Here is a 16,181-nt window from a genome sequence, read left to right as displayed (position 1 = left end):
ATTTATAAGGCCTCACAGAACTTTGGCGTTCGCATAAAATTCATAGCCGTTCAAAAGATCCTTAATCGCCATCTTTTTCTTTCCCGGAAGCTGAACTTCCGTAAGTACCAGGAATCCTTCTTTTACTGCTACTTTTACTGTTTTTCCTTCCTGTACAATCTTCCCGGTAACATTTTCGTGTTCAGTTTTTTCAATATCGCCGGCGTAGATCTTCATAATTTCCTCCTTGTTGCCATTACTCAACATGGTCCAGGCGGTAGGATAGGGGCTTAGTCCGCGAATAAGGTTGTACGTGTTTTCTAAAGGTGCTTCCCAGTTCACCCTGGTATTTTTCCTGTCTAGCTTATAGGCGGTCTTTAATTCGCCGCTTTCAGGTTGGGGGGTGGTTTTAACCTCTCCTTTTTTAATTGCCTCTAATGTCTCTAGAATAAGGTGAGATCCGGTCTGCATAAGCTTGTCGTGCAATTCTCCGGCACTTTCTGTAGGGGTGATGGCTATTTTTTCCTGCATGATCATTTCGCCGGTGTCAATCTTTTCGTCTATAAAAAAGGTCGACACGCCGGTTTCTTTTTCTCCGTTAATTATAGCCCAGTTGATAGGGGCTGCCCCGCGATACTGGGGTAGTAATGACGCATGAAGGTTAAAAGTTCCAAATTCCGGCATTTTCCAAACTACTTCGGGCAGCATTCTAAAAGCCACTACTACCTGTAAATTGGCGTTGAGTTCCTTTAGTTCGGCTAAAAAATCATCCGACTTTAAGTTTACCGGTTGCAGTACTTTCAGGTTTTGCTGAATTGCAAATTGCTTTACTGCCGATGCCTGGAGTTTTCTTCCCCTACCTGCAGGCCTGTCGGGTGCTGTGATAACTCCCACAACATTATATCCTGCTTCCACTATGGCTTTGAGTGAATAAACAGCAAATTCGGGCGTACCCATAAAGACAATTCTCAAATCTCTCATAAATGTTTTAATTTATATTTATTAGATGCAGTGATAGCCAAGGCTCCTTTCTCAACCAGTAACTGTAAGACTTTGATGATATGGTCTTCCGGGAAATCAAGTCTTTCAACCATCTCGCGTGAATTGTATTCCTGCCCTTCCAGGAGGCCGATAATTGCAAAGTAAATCCTTTTCATCTCCTCACGATCAAGTTTGGTGTTTAAAGGCCGGCAAACAGAGCAAATTCCGCAGGGCTCAGTTTCCTTTTCCCCAAAATACTGCAACAGTTGTTCACTTTTACACTGCCTGTCGTTCTCAACATATGCAAGCACCTGCTCAATTTTTTCCTGTTTTGTCTTCCCCTGAAGTTTGATGTAAGGTATTAAAGGATTAATAGTGATATCATCTTCCCGGGGCACCAAAAATGTGATTTTTGTGTCGTGTTGATCGTGTTCAAAATTAACTATATCTTCTTTTTGAAGCTGTTGGAGCAGCTTTGTCGCTTCCTGTACTGTAGTTCCTGCTTTCCCGGCTATCACCTGTAAATTTAGTTCAACCATGCTGTCAAAAGCCCCGCCATAGGTGCGTAAAATGGATTTTACAACAGCATCAAACTGCGGATTTGCTTCCAGGTACCAGTTGATCTGTTTTCCAGTAACCAGAAACTGAATTCGTGTTTTCTTCTGAAATTGCTCGGCCAGCGTCAGGATGCTCATCCTGTCCAGTAACTGCATCGTATTATAGGCGAGCAAAGTGTTAAGCTCGTACTTCTGGCAAAACTGGTAAAAGTTTAAATAGTGCTCTGTGCCTTCACCTTCGCCATAGGCTATCCTAAAATAAGAATTCAGTTTTTTGTAAACCAGTTTTACCATCTCAACTCCCGGAAGCGTGGCCAAAAATTGATTTTTAAGCAGGGGAATGTCACTCTTGTTGGTTAGCACAACTGCTTTGGCAGGTTTTCCATCCCTTCCGGCCCTTCCGGCTTCCTGAAAATAACTTTCAAGGCTCTCGGGCAGGTTCAAATGTATCACTGTACGCACATTTGCCTTGTCTATACCCATCCCAAAGGCGCTGGTGGCTACCATTACCCTTTTATCTTCTTTAAGCCATTGCTGCAGGCGTAAAGACTTTTCAGATTTTGGGAGTCCGCCGTGGAAAGAGGTGGCAGAAATGCCCTTTTTTAGCAGGTATTGCTCCAGTTCAATAGTGGCCTTGCGAGACCTAACATAGATAATTCCTGCTTCGTTGTGCTCCCGGAGCAATTGCTCCATGTAGTAATTTTTGTCCTGGGCCTCTTTTACAATATATGCCAGGTTTTCTCTTCGGAAGGATTTCTGAAGCAGTTTTACATCCTTCAATTCCAGTTGCTGCGCGATATCCTTTACTACCGGAAGTGTTGCCGTGGCAGTCAAAGCCACTACATTAACATCAGGTTTTAGTTGGCGCAGCAAAGATATGTTGCGGTAGGCAGGTCTAAAATCATGGCCCCATTGTGAAATACAGTGCGCTTCATCTACAGCAATAAGGTTTACCTGCATTTGTTTGATGCGTTCCTGCACCAGTTCCTGCTGCAATCTTTCGGGGGAGAGGTAGAGGAACTTGTAATTTCCGTAGATGCAATTATCCAGCATGGTGTCCACTTCCCTAAAATGTATGCCGCCGGTGAGTGCCATGGCCTTGATGTTTTTTGCCTGCAGTGCCTTTACCTGATCTTCCATGAGGGCGACCAGGGGCGAGATCACGATGCAAATTCCGGGTTGTATGATGGCGGGGACCTGAAAACAAAGGGATTTTCCGCCGCCGGTGGGCAGCAGGGCAATGACGTCCTGCTTCCGAAGTAATTGTTCAATAATGTCTTTTTGCAGCGGTCTAAAGCTGTCAAAGCCCCAGTACTGCTTTAATATGTCTTCGGGGCTATTCAAGGTGGTTCAGAATAAACAGGGTCCGTTCGGCAATGGTGCCTTCGGGGACTTCTATAGCTTCATAACCGTGAAAGGCATAGCTGCGGGCCAGCTCATCATGAATCTCTACTGCCTGCTCATAACTTTCATAGCGTTCGTTGTCTTCAGTATATATCTGCTTCCACGGAGGCAAAATAAACACCCTGTCATAAACATATTCTTTGCACACGCGATTAAATACGGGAGGATATTCATTTCCGAAGTAATTCATGTAAGCCACAACATCGGGCACCCCACGATCTAGAAAGACCATGTTGGTCTTCTTCTCATGAGCCTCCTTAAACTGCTTAATTCTTCCTTCGAGCAAGAGTTCGCTAAAGAGCAGAGGGTCTTTTAGAAACAATTGATCAATTCCCTTTTTTTGAGACTCTTTTATGATCTCCCGTGACACTTCATGAAAACAAAAATATCCGTGTTTTTCAAGGGCTTCAATGACAGATGTCTTTCCTGTACCGGGACCGCCGGTTATTACAATCTTTCTGGTATTCACCCGGCAAATTTCGCAATTTGCATCCAATTTAAAAAATAGATTCTAAAATGTATCTTTGCAGGAATCATGAAGCAAGATTACTATGAGCGAAGCTAAAGACCCGGAAGAATTTTATCGCAAGCTAAAGTCGCAATTGCTGGACACTGCAAGCTGGCCGTCTATTTATTTGTATAAATTTATAGTACCCACAAAACCTGAGAAAATACAGGGGGTTGAGGAGATCTTCAACAATATGGGCGCCGTTATTAATACAAAGCAGTCCAAAAAAGGTAACTATACGAGTGTTTCTGTAAATGTGAAAATGCAGGACCCCGATGCGGTTATAGCCAAATACAAGGAAGTAGGACAAAAAATTGAAGGAGTGATCTCACTCTAAATAATTGCAGGATAATTTAGTAGAGCTGCTTTTTTCCTGAATAATTTATTTAATTTGCAGTCGATAAACTTCTGCAGTATATTATCACCTAATATTATTCATTTTGACAAACGAATTAGAATATAACTCCGAAAGGAGTAAACTCATCATTCCTGAGTATGGAAGACATATTCAAAAGATGGTTGAACACGCCGTAGAGATCGCAGATGATGAAGAGCGCAATAAAGTGGCGAAGGCTATAATTTCAGTGATGGGGAACCTCAATCCCCACCTTCGGGATGTACCCGATTTTCAGCATAAACTTTGGGACCAGTTGTTCATTATAAGTGATTTTAAACTTGATGTAGAGAGTCCTTTTCCAAAACCATCCAGGGAAATACTGGAAGAGAGACCTGAGCGTATGACTTACCCGCAAAACTTTCCGAAGTATCGTTTCTACGGAAATAACATCAAGCGGATGATCGATGAGGCAAATAAATTTGAAGATGGGCCCGAAAAAGAAGGTCTTGTCTTCACAATTGCCAATCACATGAAGAAGTCTTACCTAAGCTGGAATAAAGATTCTGTTGATGACAAAGTGATCTTTGAGCATTTAAGGGAACTAAGTGACGGTAAGATCAATCTAAAAAATACCGAAGAGGACCTTAGCGAAGCTTCAGAACTTTTGAGAAGCAACAAGAAATTCACCTCTAAAAAGCCGGTTAAAAAGTCAAATAACAGAACACGCAGCCGTAAACGATACTAAAATTACGAATTTTCTATGGGATCTTTTCAAATTGAAGGAGGGCATGCTTTAAAAGGGGAAATTCAACCCCAGGGAGCAAAGAACGAAGCTCTGCAAATTCTTTGTGCCGTATTGCTCACTTCCGAAAAAGTTACAATAAATAATATTCCCGACATCCTGGATGTCAATAAGCTTATTCACCTGCTAAAACAGCTGGGTGTGAAGGTAGAAAAAATTGGAAAGGGATCTTATACTTTCCAGTCCAATGAGCTTGATCTTGATTACCTTAAGAGTGAAAAATTCAAGGAGGAAGGAAGTGGACTTCGGGGTTCAATAATGATCGTGGGGCCAATGCTGGCAAGATTTGGTCAGGGTTATATCCCAAGACCGGGGGGCGATAAGATTGGTCGCAGAAGACTTGATACGCATTTTGAAGGCTTTATAAAACTTGGAGCCGACTTCCGTTATAATAAAGAAGAACGGTTTTACGGGGTGGAAGCGCCAAATGGCTTGAAGGGTACTTACATGTTGCTCGAGGAAGCCTCGGTAACCGGAACTGCCAATATTGTGATGGCAGCTGTACTCGCAAAAGGCAAGACTACTATTTATAATGCCGCTTGCGAACCATACCTGCAACAACTTTGCAATATGCTTAACAGTATGGGCGCAAAGATAAGCGGGGTAGGTTCAAATTTACTTGAAATTGAAGGAGTGGAATCTTTAGGAGGTTGTACGCATACCATACTTCCCGACATGATAGAGATTGGCTCCTGGATTGGCCTTGCCGCCATGACCAAAAGTGAGATTACTATAAAAAATGTAGGCTGGGAACATTTAGGTTTGATCCCCGCTACTTTTAGAAAGTTAGGTATTCAAATGGAGCGAAAAGGGGATGATATTTACATTCCTGCCCATACCAACGGTTATGAAGTGCAAAGTTTTATTGATGGCTCAATTATGAGTATCAGTGATGCACCATGGCCCGGCTTCACGCCCGATCTTTTGAGTATCATGCTGGTGGTGGCTACCCAGGCAAAAGGAGATGTGCTAATTCATCAAAAGATGTTTGAAAGCCGACTCTTTTTCGTGGATAAATTAATAGATATGGGCGCCAAGATCATTCTTTGCGATCCGCACAGGGCTACCGTAATAGGTCATGACTTTAAGTCTCAGCTCAAAGCAACTACAATGGTTTCGCCCGATATTAGAGCAGGGATCTCCCTTTTAATTGCAGCACTTTCTGCAAAAGGAACTTCGGTGATCCATAATATCGAACAAATTGACCGCGGTTACGAAAATATTGATGAGCGCCTGCAGGCAATAGGCGCTAAGATCAAGCGAGTAGCTTAGTTAGAAGTCGAGAGTAAATAGTCAATAGACAAAACTCAAGACTAAATTGATATAAAAAAGGCTGCCGGAAAATGACATTTTCCGGCAGCCTTTTTTACATCATTTACATTATACAATATTCATTATACAATATACATTTGCCTAGTGGCTTTGCATTTCAGCTTTTCTTTTCTGAAGCTGTTTTTCAAGGTCTTTTACCGTTTCGGCAGCAGCGGCTTCAAAGCTGTCAGAATTTGAGGAGGCATGGATCTTTGGGCCCGGAAGGCTCAATTCTATAGCACAGGTTTTCCCGTTGCCGTTGGTAGACTTTTCTTCCTTAAACATTACATCTGCAGAGATGATCCAGTCATATTTATTTTCAAGTTTATCAAGTTTTCTCTGAACAAGTTGTTCTGCCGAAAGTTTTGTGTCTGCGTGTACAAATTGAATGTTTGTCTTCATATTCTTCTTTTTTACTTAAAATATACTTCTTCAAGATAGCAAAATTGCTTCGGAAAGTGGTTAGTTTATAAAAAATATAACGTTCCAAAAATGGCATTTTACTCAGTCTTTTCCTACTGCTGAAGCCTGGAAGCAACTTCTTTAAAAGTTACCTTATTATTTTCCTGAAGTTCATATTCAAAAATTGATTTTCCCTGTACATGGCCATCATCATAGATTGCCAGCACCCAGTTTTCAGTGATTACCTGTACCTGCCTGAATTCCATAGTACCACCAAGCACCGGATCTAACGGAATCAGGTCTTTTTGCTGTTTTAAAGCCTCAGTAATATGTTTTTTGGGATCCTGAATGTCTTCAAATTCCTTTCCGAAGTAAACTGGTATAGTCACCTGATCTTCAGTTGTAACCGGACGGTTTTTCAGGGAATCTATGAGCTGCCTCTTCTGGGTAAGTTCCTGCGAAAGGGAATCAATTTCCTGATTTTTGGACTCTAGCTCCCTATTCTGATTGTTGCAGCTGCTTAAGGCTCCCAAAAAGAGGAGCCAAAGTGCCATTTTTGGAAGGTATGATCTATAAGTCATAGATGTTGTTGTATGAATTGCCTGGAGTGATAAAGAACTCGCCGGTCACGTATCTAAAATGGCGTTCTATACCCGCGATTTTCTTAAGGTCTTCTTCATCCAATTTTACATTGATGCTTTCCAGGTTTGAAATGATGTGTTTCTCGGTAGTAGATTTCGGGATAACTGCTGTGCCACGAGAGACCGCCCACTTAATGAGCACCTGCGCTGGGGAAACATTGTGTTTCTCAGCAATTTCAACAATTGCAGGTTCTTCTAAAAGAGAAGGTTCATCTTCAGCTTTCATTTGCGCACTGCGATCGCCACTTCCTAGGGGAGAATAGGCGGTATTGTGAATGTTGTTTTCGCGACAAAACTGTATAAGTTCAGATTGTGGTAAGAATGGGTGTAGTTCTACCTGGTTCATTTCAGGGGTTTCGGTAGTTTGTGACATAAGGTCGTACAGCTTTTTACTGCTGAAGTTTGATACCCCAATGTGCTTAACCAGACCTTGCTTTTTTGCTTCGATCATGGCATTCCAGGTTTCAATAATAGGGACTTCTTCAAGAGAAAGATAGTCGTCATCATTAGACGGGAAACCAACCCCGTGTTTAAAAGCTACCGGCCAGTGCATAAGATAGAGGTCGAGATAATCTAATTGTAGATCGTCTAAAGTCTTTTTAATGGCAGGAATTACGTGCTCTTTTTTGTGAGAATCATTCCATAGTTTAGAGGTTACCCAAACATCTTCCCTTTTTACCTTGCCCTGAGAAAATATGTCTTTAAAAGCACTTCCAATTTCGGCTTCGTTGCCATAAGTGGAGGCACAATCTATATGACGATAACCGTTATTAAGTGCAATTTTTACTGCTTCTTCAACTTTTCCCTTATCCGATTTCCAGGTGCCCAGGCCTATAGCCGGCATGGTATCTCCGTTTTTAAATTTAAGTGTTTCCATAATATTGTTTTATAAGCTTAAATTAATGAGGAAAAGGCTGCTGCCAAAGGAATTTCTATGGTTTAGCAAATATTTAGTGTTCAGTGCTCAGTATTCGTATTAGTAAGTACCCGGTAAAGATTTGAATGCCGTAGTTTTGAAAACAGGACTTGCATTTTAGAAATTTTTAAACCTTGAACCTTAAACCTTAAACCCGTCATCGTCTTGGATGAAATTCTTCCATCACCTTGCGCAGGTGAGAACGGTCAAGGTGAACGTAGATCTCGGTAGTGGTGATGCTCTCGTGTCCCAACATTTGCTGAATGGCTCGTAAATCGGCTCCGTTTTCCAGTAAGTGTGTTGCAAAGGAATGTCTAAAGGTGTGCGGACTTATATTTTTGTGTAATCCGGTTATGGTGGCCAGTCTCTTTATTATGGTGAAGATCATGGCGCGGGTGAGCTGCTTACCACGGCGATTCAAAAATAAAGTGTCTTCGTGGCCTTTTTGGATATCCTGGTGCGCTCTTATATGGTGTAAGTAAAGCTCAATGTATTTGCAGGTAGATTCGGCTATGGGTACAAATCGCGATTTACTTCCTTTTCCTGTTACCTTAATAAAGCCTTCCTCAAAAAATAGGTCGCTAAGGCGTAGATTGGTTAATTCAGATACCCGTAGTCCGCAGCCGTACAGGGTTTCCAGAATGGCACGATTCCTTTCTCCTTCAGGTTTACTAAGGTCAATGGCCGCAATAAGTGCATCGATTTCTTCAGTAGAAAGCGTATGTGGCAGCTTGCGTCCGGTTTTTGGAGATTCAATTAATTCGAGGGGGTTGGTCTGTCGGTAATCTTCAAAGACCAGATAGCTAAAGAATCCGCGGAGGCCCGAAATTATCCTGGCTTGTGAACGGGCGTTCATAGTTTTGGCAAGCACATAAATGAACTGTTGCACTTCTTCTTCAGAAATAGACAGGGGCGAGACTTTGACGTCATTTAGTTGTAGCCAGTTTGAAAGTTTTTCCACATCCAGACTGTAATTCTCGATGGTATTCGCAGCCAGGCCTCTTTCAATTTTGAGGTAATGGCGGTAATCATTCAAGGCATTTTCCCAGTTCACAGGCTAAATATTGGGCTAAAAGTACGGATTTACGAGTACTTTAATATAAAGTGAGTTTTTCTTAACACTATGCCTCCTACATTTGTCCCTGAACTTTTAAAAATGAAATTTATGAAAAAGTCAATTTTAGTTTTAGCATTAATTGTATTTAGTACTTCCATTTCGACAGCACAAGAGTTTGTACAATTTGGAGCGAAAGGTGGAGTTAACTTTGCTAATATTACCGGAGATGATTTTGATACCGAATCCAGGACAGGTTTTAATGTAGGACTTGTTGCTGAAATTCCGGTGGCAAACAGATTCTCTATTCAGCCAGAGGTTTTTTATTCCGCACAGGGATTTGATCTTGCTGAAATAGATCAGGACAATGTATTTGATATCGATGACAACATCGAATATCAATTAGATTACATTAATGTGCCAGTTCTGGCCAAAATTTACTTTACAGATGGCCTGAGTATCCAGGCGGGGCCTTCTTTTAACTTCAAGGTTAATGAAGAGGTTGATACTATGCCAACAGAAGATGGTGGAGATACCGATCTGGAAGATTACAGCAAAGTCAAAGATTTTGAGTTTGGTGGAGCTGTAGGTTTGGAGTATAAGTTCGATGGTGGTTTCTTTGTACAGGGACGTTATAGTCATGGATTTACTAAATTAATTGATGATATAGATGCTCATAACTCTGTGATACAGGCCGGGATTGGATTTATGTTCTAAGAAAAATCTGAAAATTTATATAAAGAGGCTGTCTTAGTTAAGGCAGCCTCTTTTTTTGTGCCCATTGAAACTACCTGTGAATGTGAGGTTTTCCTTTCAAAGGAATTTTACTTAGTCGACAAGAGTAATGTGTAAATCACTAATTTAGTGATAGATAACCTTTAAAACTTTGAGTTATGAAGAAATTTTTATGTTCTCTTATTTTTATTGCTGTAGGTTTTACATCAACCTACGCTCAGCGCGATATTAGGTTAGGAGTGAATGCAGGAATTCCGGTAGGGGATATTTCAGATGCATCAGATTTTAATGTGGGCGCAGACATTGCTTATCTCATGGGATTTGAGAATTTCCAATTAGGGCCAATGATAGGTTACAACCACTTTTTTGTAGATGAATTTGATGATATTTCTTTTCTGCCTCTTGCCGCCACTGCGCGGTTTAGTCTGGCAAATTTAGAACTTGGAGCCGATTTAGGTTATGCTCTTGGGCTAACCGATGGTATTGATGGGGGCTTTTACTATAAACCCAAAATAGGGTTCAATCTCTTTGGGGTGGGGCTTATTGGTTCCTACACCGGTATTAGTATAGATGGAGGCACGGCATCTTCTGTTAATCTTGGTGTAGAATTCAGGCTCTGATATAAATTCGTTTAAAAAATACCTTTTTTGAGACTTGTTAAAGCGGAAGCTGCGGTTTCCGTTTTTTTATTTTCTACTTTTACTATATGAAAATATTGATCATTAACGGGCCCAACCTCAATTTACTCGGCAGCCGTGAACCAGGAACCTACGGAAGCCAAACTTTTGAAGATTACTTTCAAAACCTGAAAGAGAAATTGCCGCAAGTGGAATTAGCCTCTTATCAATCTAATATTGAAGGGGAAATTATTGACAGGCTTCATGCGGCCGATAAGGAATTTGATGGCATCATTCTCAACGCTGCAGCCTATACGCACACTTCCGTCGGGATTGGAGACGCTGTAAAAGCAATTTCAAAGCCGGTGGTAGAAGTGCACATTTCCAATACTTCGGCCAGGGAAGAATTTCGGCATAGATCTTTTATTGCACCCAACGCCAAAGGAGTTATCCTGGGTTTTGGGTTGCAGAGTTATGAACTCGCGGTACTGAGTTTTACAGAAGTATGAAAAAGGCCTTTTTAAATTGGAGTTCGGGGAAAGATGCGGCCTTCGCCCTTTATCTCACTCAACAGCAGAAAGAATATTCCGTAGAAAAGTTGCTTACCACAGTTAATTCTGAAGTTGACAGGATTTCTATGCACGGCCTTCGAAGTGATTTATTGCTGAAGCAGGCTCAAAGCATTGGTATTCCCCTTGAAGTTCTTCCGCTTGCGGGAAATGTTTCTATGACAACCTATAATAAAATCATGGAAGAGGAAATGCTGAAGCTGAAGAATTCCGGATTCAGTTACAGTATTTTTGGTGATATCTTTCTGGAAGATTTAAAACAGTACCGCGAACAGCAGCTTCAAAAAGTGGAAATTGAAGGGGTCTTTCCGCTGTGGAAAAAAGATACTTCAGCCCTCATGAAGGAAATACTCGCCGCCGGATTTAAAGCTATAACTGTGAGCGTAAATGCAAAGGTTTTAGATAGGTCTTTCTGCGGAAGGCTTGTAGATGAAAGTTTTCTTGCCGATTTACCTTCAGGCGTAGATCCTGCCGGGGAGAATGGGGAATTTCATACTTTCGTTTTTGACGGACCAATTTTTTCAAGACCAGTTACCTTCCAAAAAGGGCAAATTGTAGAGAAATTTTTTACTTCCGCAGGAGATGAAGACGATGATTGCTTTAAAAAAGAGAAGGAAGCCTGGGACACCAAATTTTATTATTGCGACCTTATTTCGATTTGAAAATTTGAAAGTTAGGAATTAAAATTTGGTGCTTGGAATTTGAGATTTTCTCACTACTAATATTTCATATCTAAAATCTAAAATCTAAAATCTCCCATCTAATTAACACAAATTTATCCTCCACTTTTGTGAGATGTTCATGCTAACAATTAAATTAGGGCATGGAAAGGAATATTGTGAAAAAAGGTTTTGTTTTTAAACGCTTTGAGGCCGAGAATATCCCTCCTTTTGACAAGCTTTTTGAGATTTTTAAAGAGCTTATCACTCATACTTCCGGAGATTTTGATGAGGCTATAGAATGGCTCAGGCAGCTGGATGTCGAGTACAAACTCACCGATGAGCAGTACACTATAGATGATTTTATAGAAGACCTTAAGAAAAAAGGTTACATCCGTGAGGAAATTGAGGGAGGTGGAGGAATGGCTATTACGGCCAAGACTGAAAGAGCCATTAGGCAGCAGGCGCTCAATCAAATCTTCGGAAAGCTGCGCAAAAGTCGGTCGGGCAACCACAGCACCAATCAGTTGGGGTTGGGCGATGAGCACACGGGAGAATTCAGGAATTATAATTTTGGAGATTCGCTCGATAAGATCTCCATGACAGAATCTTTGCGAAATGCCCAGATTCAGCATGGCGCCGATGATTTCCGGATGACCGAAGACGATCTTGTAGTCGAAGAAACCCATCATAAGAGCCAGATGAGTACCGTGCTTATGATAGACATAAGCCACAGTATGATACTTTACGGTGAAGACAGGATCACCCCGGCGAAGAAAGTCGCCATGGCCCTGGCCGAGCTTATCACTACCAGGTATCCAAAAGATACCCTCGATATACTCGTTTTTGGGAATGACGCCTGGCGCATTTCTATAGGAGACCTGCCCTACCTGCAAGTGGGGCCATATCATACCAATACTGTAGCCGGGCTTGAACTGGCTATGGATTTGCTTAGGCGCAAGCGTAACACCAACAAACAGATCTTTATGATCACCGATGGGAAACCCAGCTGTTTGAAAGAGCGGGATGGTGGATATTATCAAAACAGTGTGGGGCTAGATCCATATATTGTCGAGAAATGCTACAATGCCGCGAGCCAGGCACGTAAACTGCATATTCCCATTACCACTTTTATGATAGCACAAGATCCTTACCTGGAGCGCTTTGTAAGGGAATTTACCCAGGCAAATCAAGGGAAGGCATTCTTCACCGGACTTAAAGGTCTTGGAGAAATGATCTTTGAAGATTACGAGACCAACCGCAAGAAAAGAATTAAAGGTTAAAATATTAAAGGCCCAAAAATGGCCTTTTTCAAACAAATTTTCAGAACATGGATATACAAAAGCTCAGCACCTTTGGAGCATTAAAGGACTATGGCTATAATAGCAAAAGCATAAAAGAGGAACTCAGGCAAAACCTACTGAAGAGAATTAAGAACAACGAGCCGGCTTTTGAAGGGATTCACGGGTATGAAAACACGGTAATTCCCGAAGTAGAGCGGGCAATCCTCTCAAAGCACAATATTAACTTTCTTGGGTTGAGGGGGCAGGCTAAAACCCGCCTCGCCAGAATGATGGTGAACCTATTGGATGAGTATATCCCTGTAGTTGAAGGTTCAGAAATCAATGATGATCCTTTTCGTCCTATTTCGCGCTACGCCCGTGAACTTTTGGAAGAGCAGGGAGACGAGACGCCTATTTCCTGGATTCACAGGAATGACAGGTTTTTCGAGAAACTTGCCACGCCCGATGTGACCGTTGCCGATATTATTGGAGATGTAGACCCTATTAAAGCTGCCAATCTAAAACTGAATTATGCCGATGACCGGGTAATTCACTACGGAATGATTCCGCGTGCCAACCGCAGTATTTTTGTGATCAATGAGCTACCCGATCTACAGGCGCGTATACAGGTGGCTTTATTCAACATTTTACAGGAAGGAGATATACAAATTAGAGGGTTTAAGCTGAGGTTGCCGTTAGACATGCAGTTTGTATTCACTGCAAACCCCGAAGATTATACCAATCGCGGAAGCATAGTAACGCCTCTTAAAGACAGGATTGGCTCCCAAATTCTCACTCACTACCCAGTAGACATTAAAACTGCCAAAAAGATCACGCATCAGGAAGCCAGGCTTGAGCCGGGGCAGCTGGAAATGGTTCAGGTTCCCGAACTTGCCAAAGACCTCCTGGAACAAATAAGTTTTGAGGCGCGAAACCATGAATATGTTGATTCCCGGAGCGGGATAAGTGCGCGGCTGAGTATTACCGCATTTGAAAATCTTATAAGTACAGCCGAGCGCAGGGGTATCAAAAATGGCGAAAATAAGACCCTTCTCCGGCTGGGGGATTTTCTTGGGGTTATTCCTTCGATTACCGGAAAGATTGAACTGGTTTATGAAGGAGAGCAGGAAGGAAGTGCTATGGTAGCCCAGGAACTTATAGGAGAAGCCGTAAAATCACTTTTCCCAACCATGTTTCCGAAGATCGAAAAGCTGCAGAAGCCTGATGCAGAAGATCCATATTCCGAAATTGTGGAATGGTTCTTCTCCGAAAGCGGCTTTGAACTGCTTGATGAAACTTCGGATGCCGACTATAAAAAAGCGCTGGATTCCATACCGGCACTGGAAGATTTGGTGAATAAATATCAGCCAAACGTACCTGAAGAAGACAAATATTTTCTGAAAGAGTTTGTGCTCTGGGGGCTGGTAGAATACAAAAAGCTGAATAAATTCCGGTTTTCGCAGGGAATGCAATTCAAGGATATGTATGGAAGCTACATTGAAGGACTTAGAAATGAATAAGGGATAAGGAGTAATGATTTATTATTTTAGATTGAATATTTGGTATTGAAATTCCAAGCACCAAATTCCAAACATTGAGTTCCATACTTTCTCTGAATTGCCGTCAGTTCGAGTTTTTTTATTTGCCCTGAAAAGGGCGAATAAACAAGTATCGAGAACAGAGGCAATGCCTGATGCCAAATTCCAAGATTTTAATCATCAGGTTTTAAGCACCAAAAACCCACCCCGCCTAAGGGCACCCCTCCGAAGGAGGGGACAAGCTGAAATTAAAAAAACCTCCGGAAGTTTTTCCGGAGGTTTTTTTATTCTGTGGAACAAATAAACCGCCCCACATTATACATTATACATTATTCAATATACAATATACAATATACAATATACAATATACCTTCTAAAGGTGTATCACTTCCCCGTAAGCATCGGCTACGGCTTCCATCACTGCTTCACTCATGGTTGGGTGAGGGTGAATGGCTTTTAGCACCTCGTGTCCTGTAGTTTCTAATTTTCGGCCAAGAACAGCTTCAGCGATCATATCGGTAACACCGGCACCAATCATGTGGCAGCCTAACCATTCGCCATATTTGGCGTCAAAGATCACTTTTACAAATCCGTCAGGTGTGCCTGCAGCTTTTGCTTTTCCGGAAGCAGAGAATGGGAATTTTCCAACCTTCAGCTCATAACCGGCCTCTTTAGCTTGCTTTTCGGTCATACCTACTGAAGCTATTTCAGGGGTGGCATAAGTACATCCGGGAATATTTCCGTAGTCAATAGGCTCAACATGCATTCCCTTGATCTTCTCAACACAGGTAATCCCTTCCGCAGAAGCTACGTGAGCTAGTGCAGGGCCTGCAACTACATCTCCAATAGCATAGATTCCCTTCACATTGGTCTCGTAGAAATCGTTCACAAGGATCTTATCTCTGTCGGTTTTAATTCCTAGTTCTTCAAGCCCAATATTTTCAAGGTTAGATTTAATACCCACGGCTGAAAGTACAACTTCGGCCTCAAGGGTTTCCATACCTTTTTTGGTTTTAACCTGTGCTTTTACAAGGTCTCCCGAGGTATCAACACTCTCTACAGAAGAGCTTGTCATCACCTTAATTCCGGCTTTTTTGAAGCTGCGCTCAAATTGTTTTGAGATTTCCTCATCTTCAAGCGGCACCAGGTTAGGAAGGAACTCAACAATAGTAACCTCTGTACCCATAGTCTTGTAGAAGTGGGCAAACTCAACTCCAATAGCGCCCGACCCAACTACGATCATAGATTTTGGCTGCTTCTCAAGGCTCATTGCCTGGCGGTAACCAATCACCTTTTTACCATCTTGCGGAAGGTTTGGCAGTTCTCTTGAACGTGCTCCTGTTGCGATGATAATATGATCTGCAGAATATTCTGTTTTCTTATCGTTTTTATCGGTAACCTCGATCTTTTTGCCAGATTTCAATTTTCCGAAACCGTCAATAACATCGATTTTATTTTTCTTCATCAGGAACTGCACTCCTTTGCTCATTCCATCGGCCACATTTCGGCTGCGTTTAATAACGGCACCAAAATCTTTTTCGGCTTTCTCTACTTTTAATCCGTAGTCTCCTGCATGGTTGAGGTATTCAAAGACCTGGGCACTTTTAAGAAGGGCTTTGGTAGGAATACACCCCCAGTTAAGACAAACGCCTCCAAGATTTTCTTTTTCTATAACCGCCGTCTTGAATCCTAATTGTGATGCGCGAATGGCAGTCACGTAGCCTCCAGGACCACTTCCTAAAACTATAACGTCATATTTACTCATATTCGGAATTTTGTGTAACTGAATTTAAGACAGCGAATTTACGGAAATTAACCTTAAACCGAAAGTATATGGTTTCGGGAAATCCTTTCAAAAATGCCCTTTTTGACACCCGGGCAAAAAAAA

17 protein-coding genes are annotated in these 16,181 nt (G+C 41.8%); 9 read left to right on the top strand and 8 right to left on the bottom strand.

The window, feature by feature from the left end; genetic code table 11:
- Positions 1-12 precede the first annotated feature (12 nt).
- The 3 genes from fmt to V5739_RS02390 are packed head-to-tail and all read right to left on the bottom strand — an operon-like array spanning position 13 to position 3,390.
- Complete coding sequence (gene fmt / locus V5739_RS02400) at positions 13-960, bottom strand: methionyl-tRNA formyltransferase (protein ID WP_423819514.1); 948 nt, start codon at positions 958-960, stop codon at positions 13-15.
- Entirely contained in the window at positions 957-2,861 is a 1,905-nt protein-coding gene (locus V5739_RS02395; RefSeq protein ID WP_423819513.1) for a RecQ family ATP-dependent DNA helicase, read from the bottom strand. The genes fmt and V5739_RS02395 overlap by 4 nt, the downstream gene beginning before the upstream one ends.
- Positions 2,854-3,390 carry an AAA family ATPase gene (locus tag V5739_RS02390; RefSeq protein ID WP_423819512.1) on the bottom strand — a complete coding sequence of 179 codons (537 nt, stop codon included), beginning with the start codon at positions 3,388-3,390 and terminating at the stop codon, positions 2,854-2,856. The genes V5739_RS02395 and V5739_RS02390 overlap by 8 nt, the downstream gene beginning before the upstream one ends.
- Before the next feature lie 82 nt (positions 3,391-3,472).
- On the opposite strand from V5739_RS02390, the gene V5739_RS02385 reads away from it, so the two are divergent.
- From V5739_RS02385 to murA, 3 genes are all read left to right on the top strand, one after another.
- Positions 3,473-3,766 (top strand): DUF493 family protein, encoded by a 294-nt coding sequence (locus tag V5739_RS02385; RefSeq protein ID WP_266069581.1) that lies wholly within the window; start codon positions 3,473-3,475, stop codon positions 3,764-3,766.
- A gap of 103 nt (positions 3,767-3,869) precedes the next feature.
- Positions 3,870-4,511 (top strand): DUF4290 domain-containing protein, encoded by a 642-nt coding sequence (locus V5739_RS02380; protein ID WP_423819511.1) that lies wholly within the window; start codon positions 3,870-3,872, stop codon positions 4,509-4,511.
- Positions 4,512-4,526: 15 nt separating this feature from the next.
- Complete coding sequence (gene murA / locus V5739_RS02375; RefSeq protein WP_423819510.1) at positions 4,527-5,840, top strand: UDP-N-acetylglucosamine 1-carboxyvinyltransferase; 1,314 nt, start codon at positions 4,527-4,529, stop codon at positions 5,838-5,840.
- A 141-nt stretch (positions 5,841-5,981) separates the two neighbouring features.
- Here the strand turns inward: murA and V5739_RS02370 are convergent, their stop codons facing one another.
- From V5739_RS02370 to xerD, 4 genes are all read right to left on the bottom strand, one after another.
- Positions 5,982-6,281, bottom strand: coding sequence for an HPF/RaiA family ribosome-associated protein (locus V5739_RS02370; RefSeq protein WP_345599023.1), 300 nt, complete (start codon positions 6,279-6,281; stop codon positions 5,982-5,984).
- Between the two features lie 113 nt (positions 6,282-6,394).
- Complete coding sequence (locus V5739_RS02365) at positions 6,395-6,862, bottom strand: hypothetical protein (protein WP_423819509.1); 468 nt, start codon at positions 6,860-6,862, stop codon at positions 6,395-6,397.
- Positions 6,852-7,799, bottom strand: a complete 948-nt coding sequence (locus V5739_RS02360) for an aldo/keto reductase (RefSeq protein WP_423819508.1) — start codon at positions 7,797-7,799, stop codon at positions 6,852-6,854. Before V5739_RS02360 ends, V5739_RS02365 begins: the two co-directional genes overlap by 11 nt.
- Before the next feature lie 196 nt (positions 7,800-7,995).
- Positions 7,996-8,892 carry a site-specific tyrosine recombinase XerD gene (xerD, locus tag V5739_RS02355; RefSeq protein ID WP_423819507.1) on the bottom strand — a complete coding sequence of 299 codons (897 nt, stop codon included), beginning with the start codon at positions 8,890-8,892 and terminating at the stop codon, positions 7,996-7,998.
- Positions 8,893-9,003: 111 nt separating this feature from the next.
- Here xerD and V5739_RS02350 point away from each other — a divergent pair, with 111 nt between their 5' ends.
- The 6 genes from V5739_RS02350 (at position 9,004) to V5739_RS02325 (ending at position 14,275) form a co-directional block, all read left to right on the top strand.
- Positions 9,004-9,609: a porin family protein gene (locus V5739_RS02350; protein ID WP_423819506.1), complete on the top strand. Its 606-nt coding sequence runs from the start codon at positions 9,004-9,006 to the stop codon at positions 9,607-9,609.
- Positions 9,610-9,785: 176 nt separating this feature from the next.
- Positions 9,786-10,247: a hypothetical protein gene (locus V5739_RS02345; protein ID WP_423819505.1), complete on the top strand. Its 462-nt coding sequence runs from the start codon at positions 9,786-9,788 to the stop codon at positions 10,245-10,247.
- Positions 10,248-10,333: 86 nt separating this feature from the next.
- On the top strand, positions 10,334-10,753 hold the full coding sequence (aroQ, locus tag V5739_RS02340; protein WP_423819504.1) for a type II 3-dehydroquinate dehydratase: 420 nt from the start codon (positions 10,334-10,336) through the stop codon (positions 10,751-10,753).
- Positions 10,750-11,475, top strand: coding sequence for an ATP-binding protein (locus tag V5739_RS02335; RefSeq protein WP_423819503.1), 726 nt, complete (start codon positions 10,750-10,752; stop codon positions 11,473-11,475). Before aroQ ends, V5739_RS02335 begins: the two co-directional genes overlap by 4 nt.
- Before the next feature lie 161 nt (positions 11,476-11,636).
- Positions 11,637-12,755: a vWA domain-containing protein gene (locus V5739_RS02330; RefSeq protein WP_423819502.1), complete on the top strand. Its 1,119-nt coding sequence runs from the start codon at positions 11,637-11,639 to the stop codon at positions 12,753-12,755.
- Positions 12,756-12,802: 47 nt separating this feature from the next.
- Positions 12,803-14,275 carry a magnesium chelatase gene (locus V5739_RS02325; protein ID WP_423819501.1) on the top strand — a complete coding sequence of 491 codons (1,473 nt, stop codon included), beginning with the start codon at positions 12,803-12,805 and terminating at the stop codon, positions 14,273-14,275.
- Between the two features lie 391 nt (positions 14,276-14,666).
- On the opposite strand, the gene lpdA is transcribed toward V5739_RS02325, so the two are convergent.
- The gene (lpdA, locus tag V5739_RS02320; RefSeq protein ID WP_423819500.1) at positions 14,667-16,058 is read right to left on the bottom strand and encodes a dihydrolipoyl dehydrogenase; all 1,392 of its coding nucleotides are present in this window, start codon (positions 16,056-16,058) and stop codon (positions 14,667-14,669) included.
- Positions 16,059-16,181: the final 123 nt, after the last annotated feature.

Origin of the sequence: Salinimicrobium sp. TIG7-5_MAKvit, from assembly GCF_049569215.1 — a bacterium.
GTDB lineage: Bacteria > Bacteroidota > Bacteroidia > Flavobacteriales > Flavobacteriaceae > Salinimicrobium > Salinimicrobium profundisediminis.
This window is presented reverse-complemented; position numbering and strand designations above follow the sequence as displayed.

Bases quoted from the DNA above. Each gene is read 5' to 3' on its own strand.
- fmt (WP_423819514.1), bottom strand. From the start codon at position 960: ATGAGAGATTTGAGAATTGTCTTTATGGGTACGCCCGAATTTGCTGTT.
- V5739_RS02385 (WP_266069581.1), top strand. From the start codon at position 3,473: ATGAGCGAAGCTAAAGACCCGGAAGAATTTTATCGCAAGCTAAAGTCG.
- murA (WP_423819510.1), top strand. From the start codon at position 4,527: ATGGGATCTTTTCAAATTGAAGGAGGGCATGCTTTAAAAGGGGAAATT.
- V5739_RS02370 (WP_345599023.1), bottom strand. From the start codon at position 6,281: ATGAAGACAAACATTCAATTTGTACACGCAGACACAAAACTTTCGGCA.
- V5739_RS02365 (WP_423819509.1), bottom strand. From the start codon at position 6,862: ATGACTTATAGATCATACCTTCCAAAAATGGCACTTTGGCTCCTCTTT.
- V5739_RS02360 (WP_423819508.1), bottom strand. From the start codon at position 7,799: ATGGAAACACTTAAATTTAAAAACGGAGATACCATGCCGGCTATAGGC.
- V5739_RS02350 (WP_423819506.1), top strand. From the start codon at position 9,004: ATGAAAAAGTCAATTTTAGTTTTAGCATTAATTGTATTTAGTACTTCC.
- V5739_RS02345 (WP_423819505.1), top strand. From the start codon at position 9,786: ATGAAGAAATTTTTATGTTCTCTTATTTTTATTGCTGTAGGTTTTACA.
- aroQ (WP_423819504.1), top strand. From the start codon at position 10,334: ATGAAAATATTGATCATTAACGGGCCCAACCTCAATTTACTCGGCAGC.
- V5739_RS02335 (WP_423819503.1), top strand. From the start codon at position 10,750: ATGAAAAAGGCCTTTTTAAATTGGAGTTCGGGGAAAGATGCGGCCTTC.
- V5739_RS02330 (WP_423819502.1), top strand. From the start codon at position 11,637: ATGGAAAGGAATATTGTGAAAAAAGGTTTTGTTTTTAAACGCTTTGAG.
- V5739_RS02325 (WP_423819501.1), top strand. From the start codon at position 12,803: ATGGATATACAAAAGCTCAGCACCTTTGGAGCATTAAAGGACTATGGC.
- lpdA (WP_423819500.1), bottom strand. From the start codon at position 16,058: ATGAGTAAATATGACGTTATAGTTTTAGGAAGTGGTCCTGGAGGCTAC.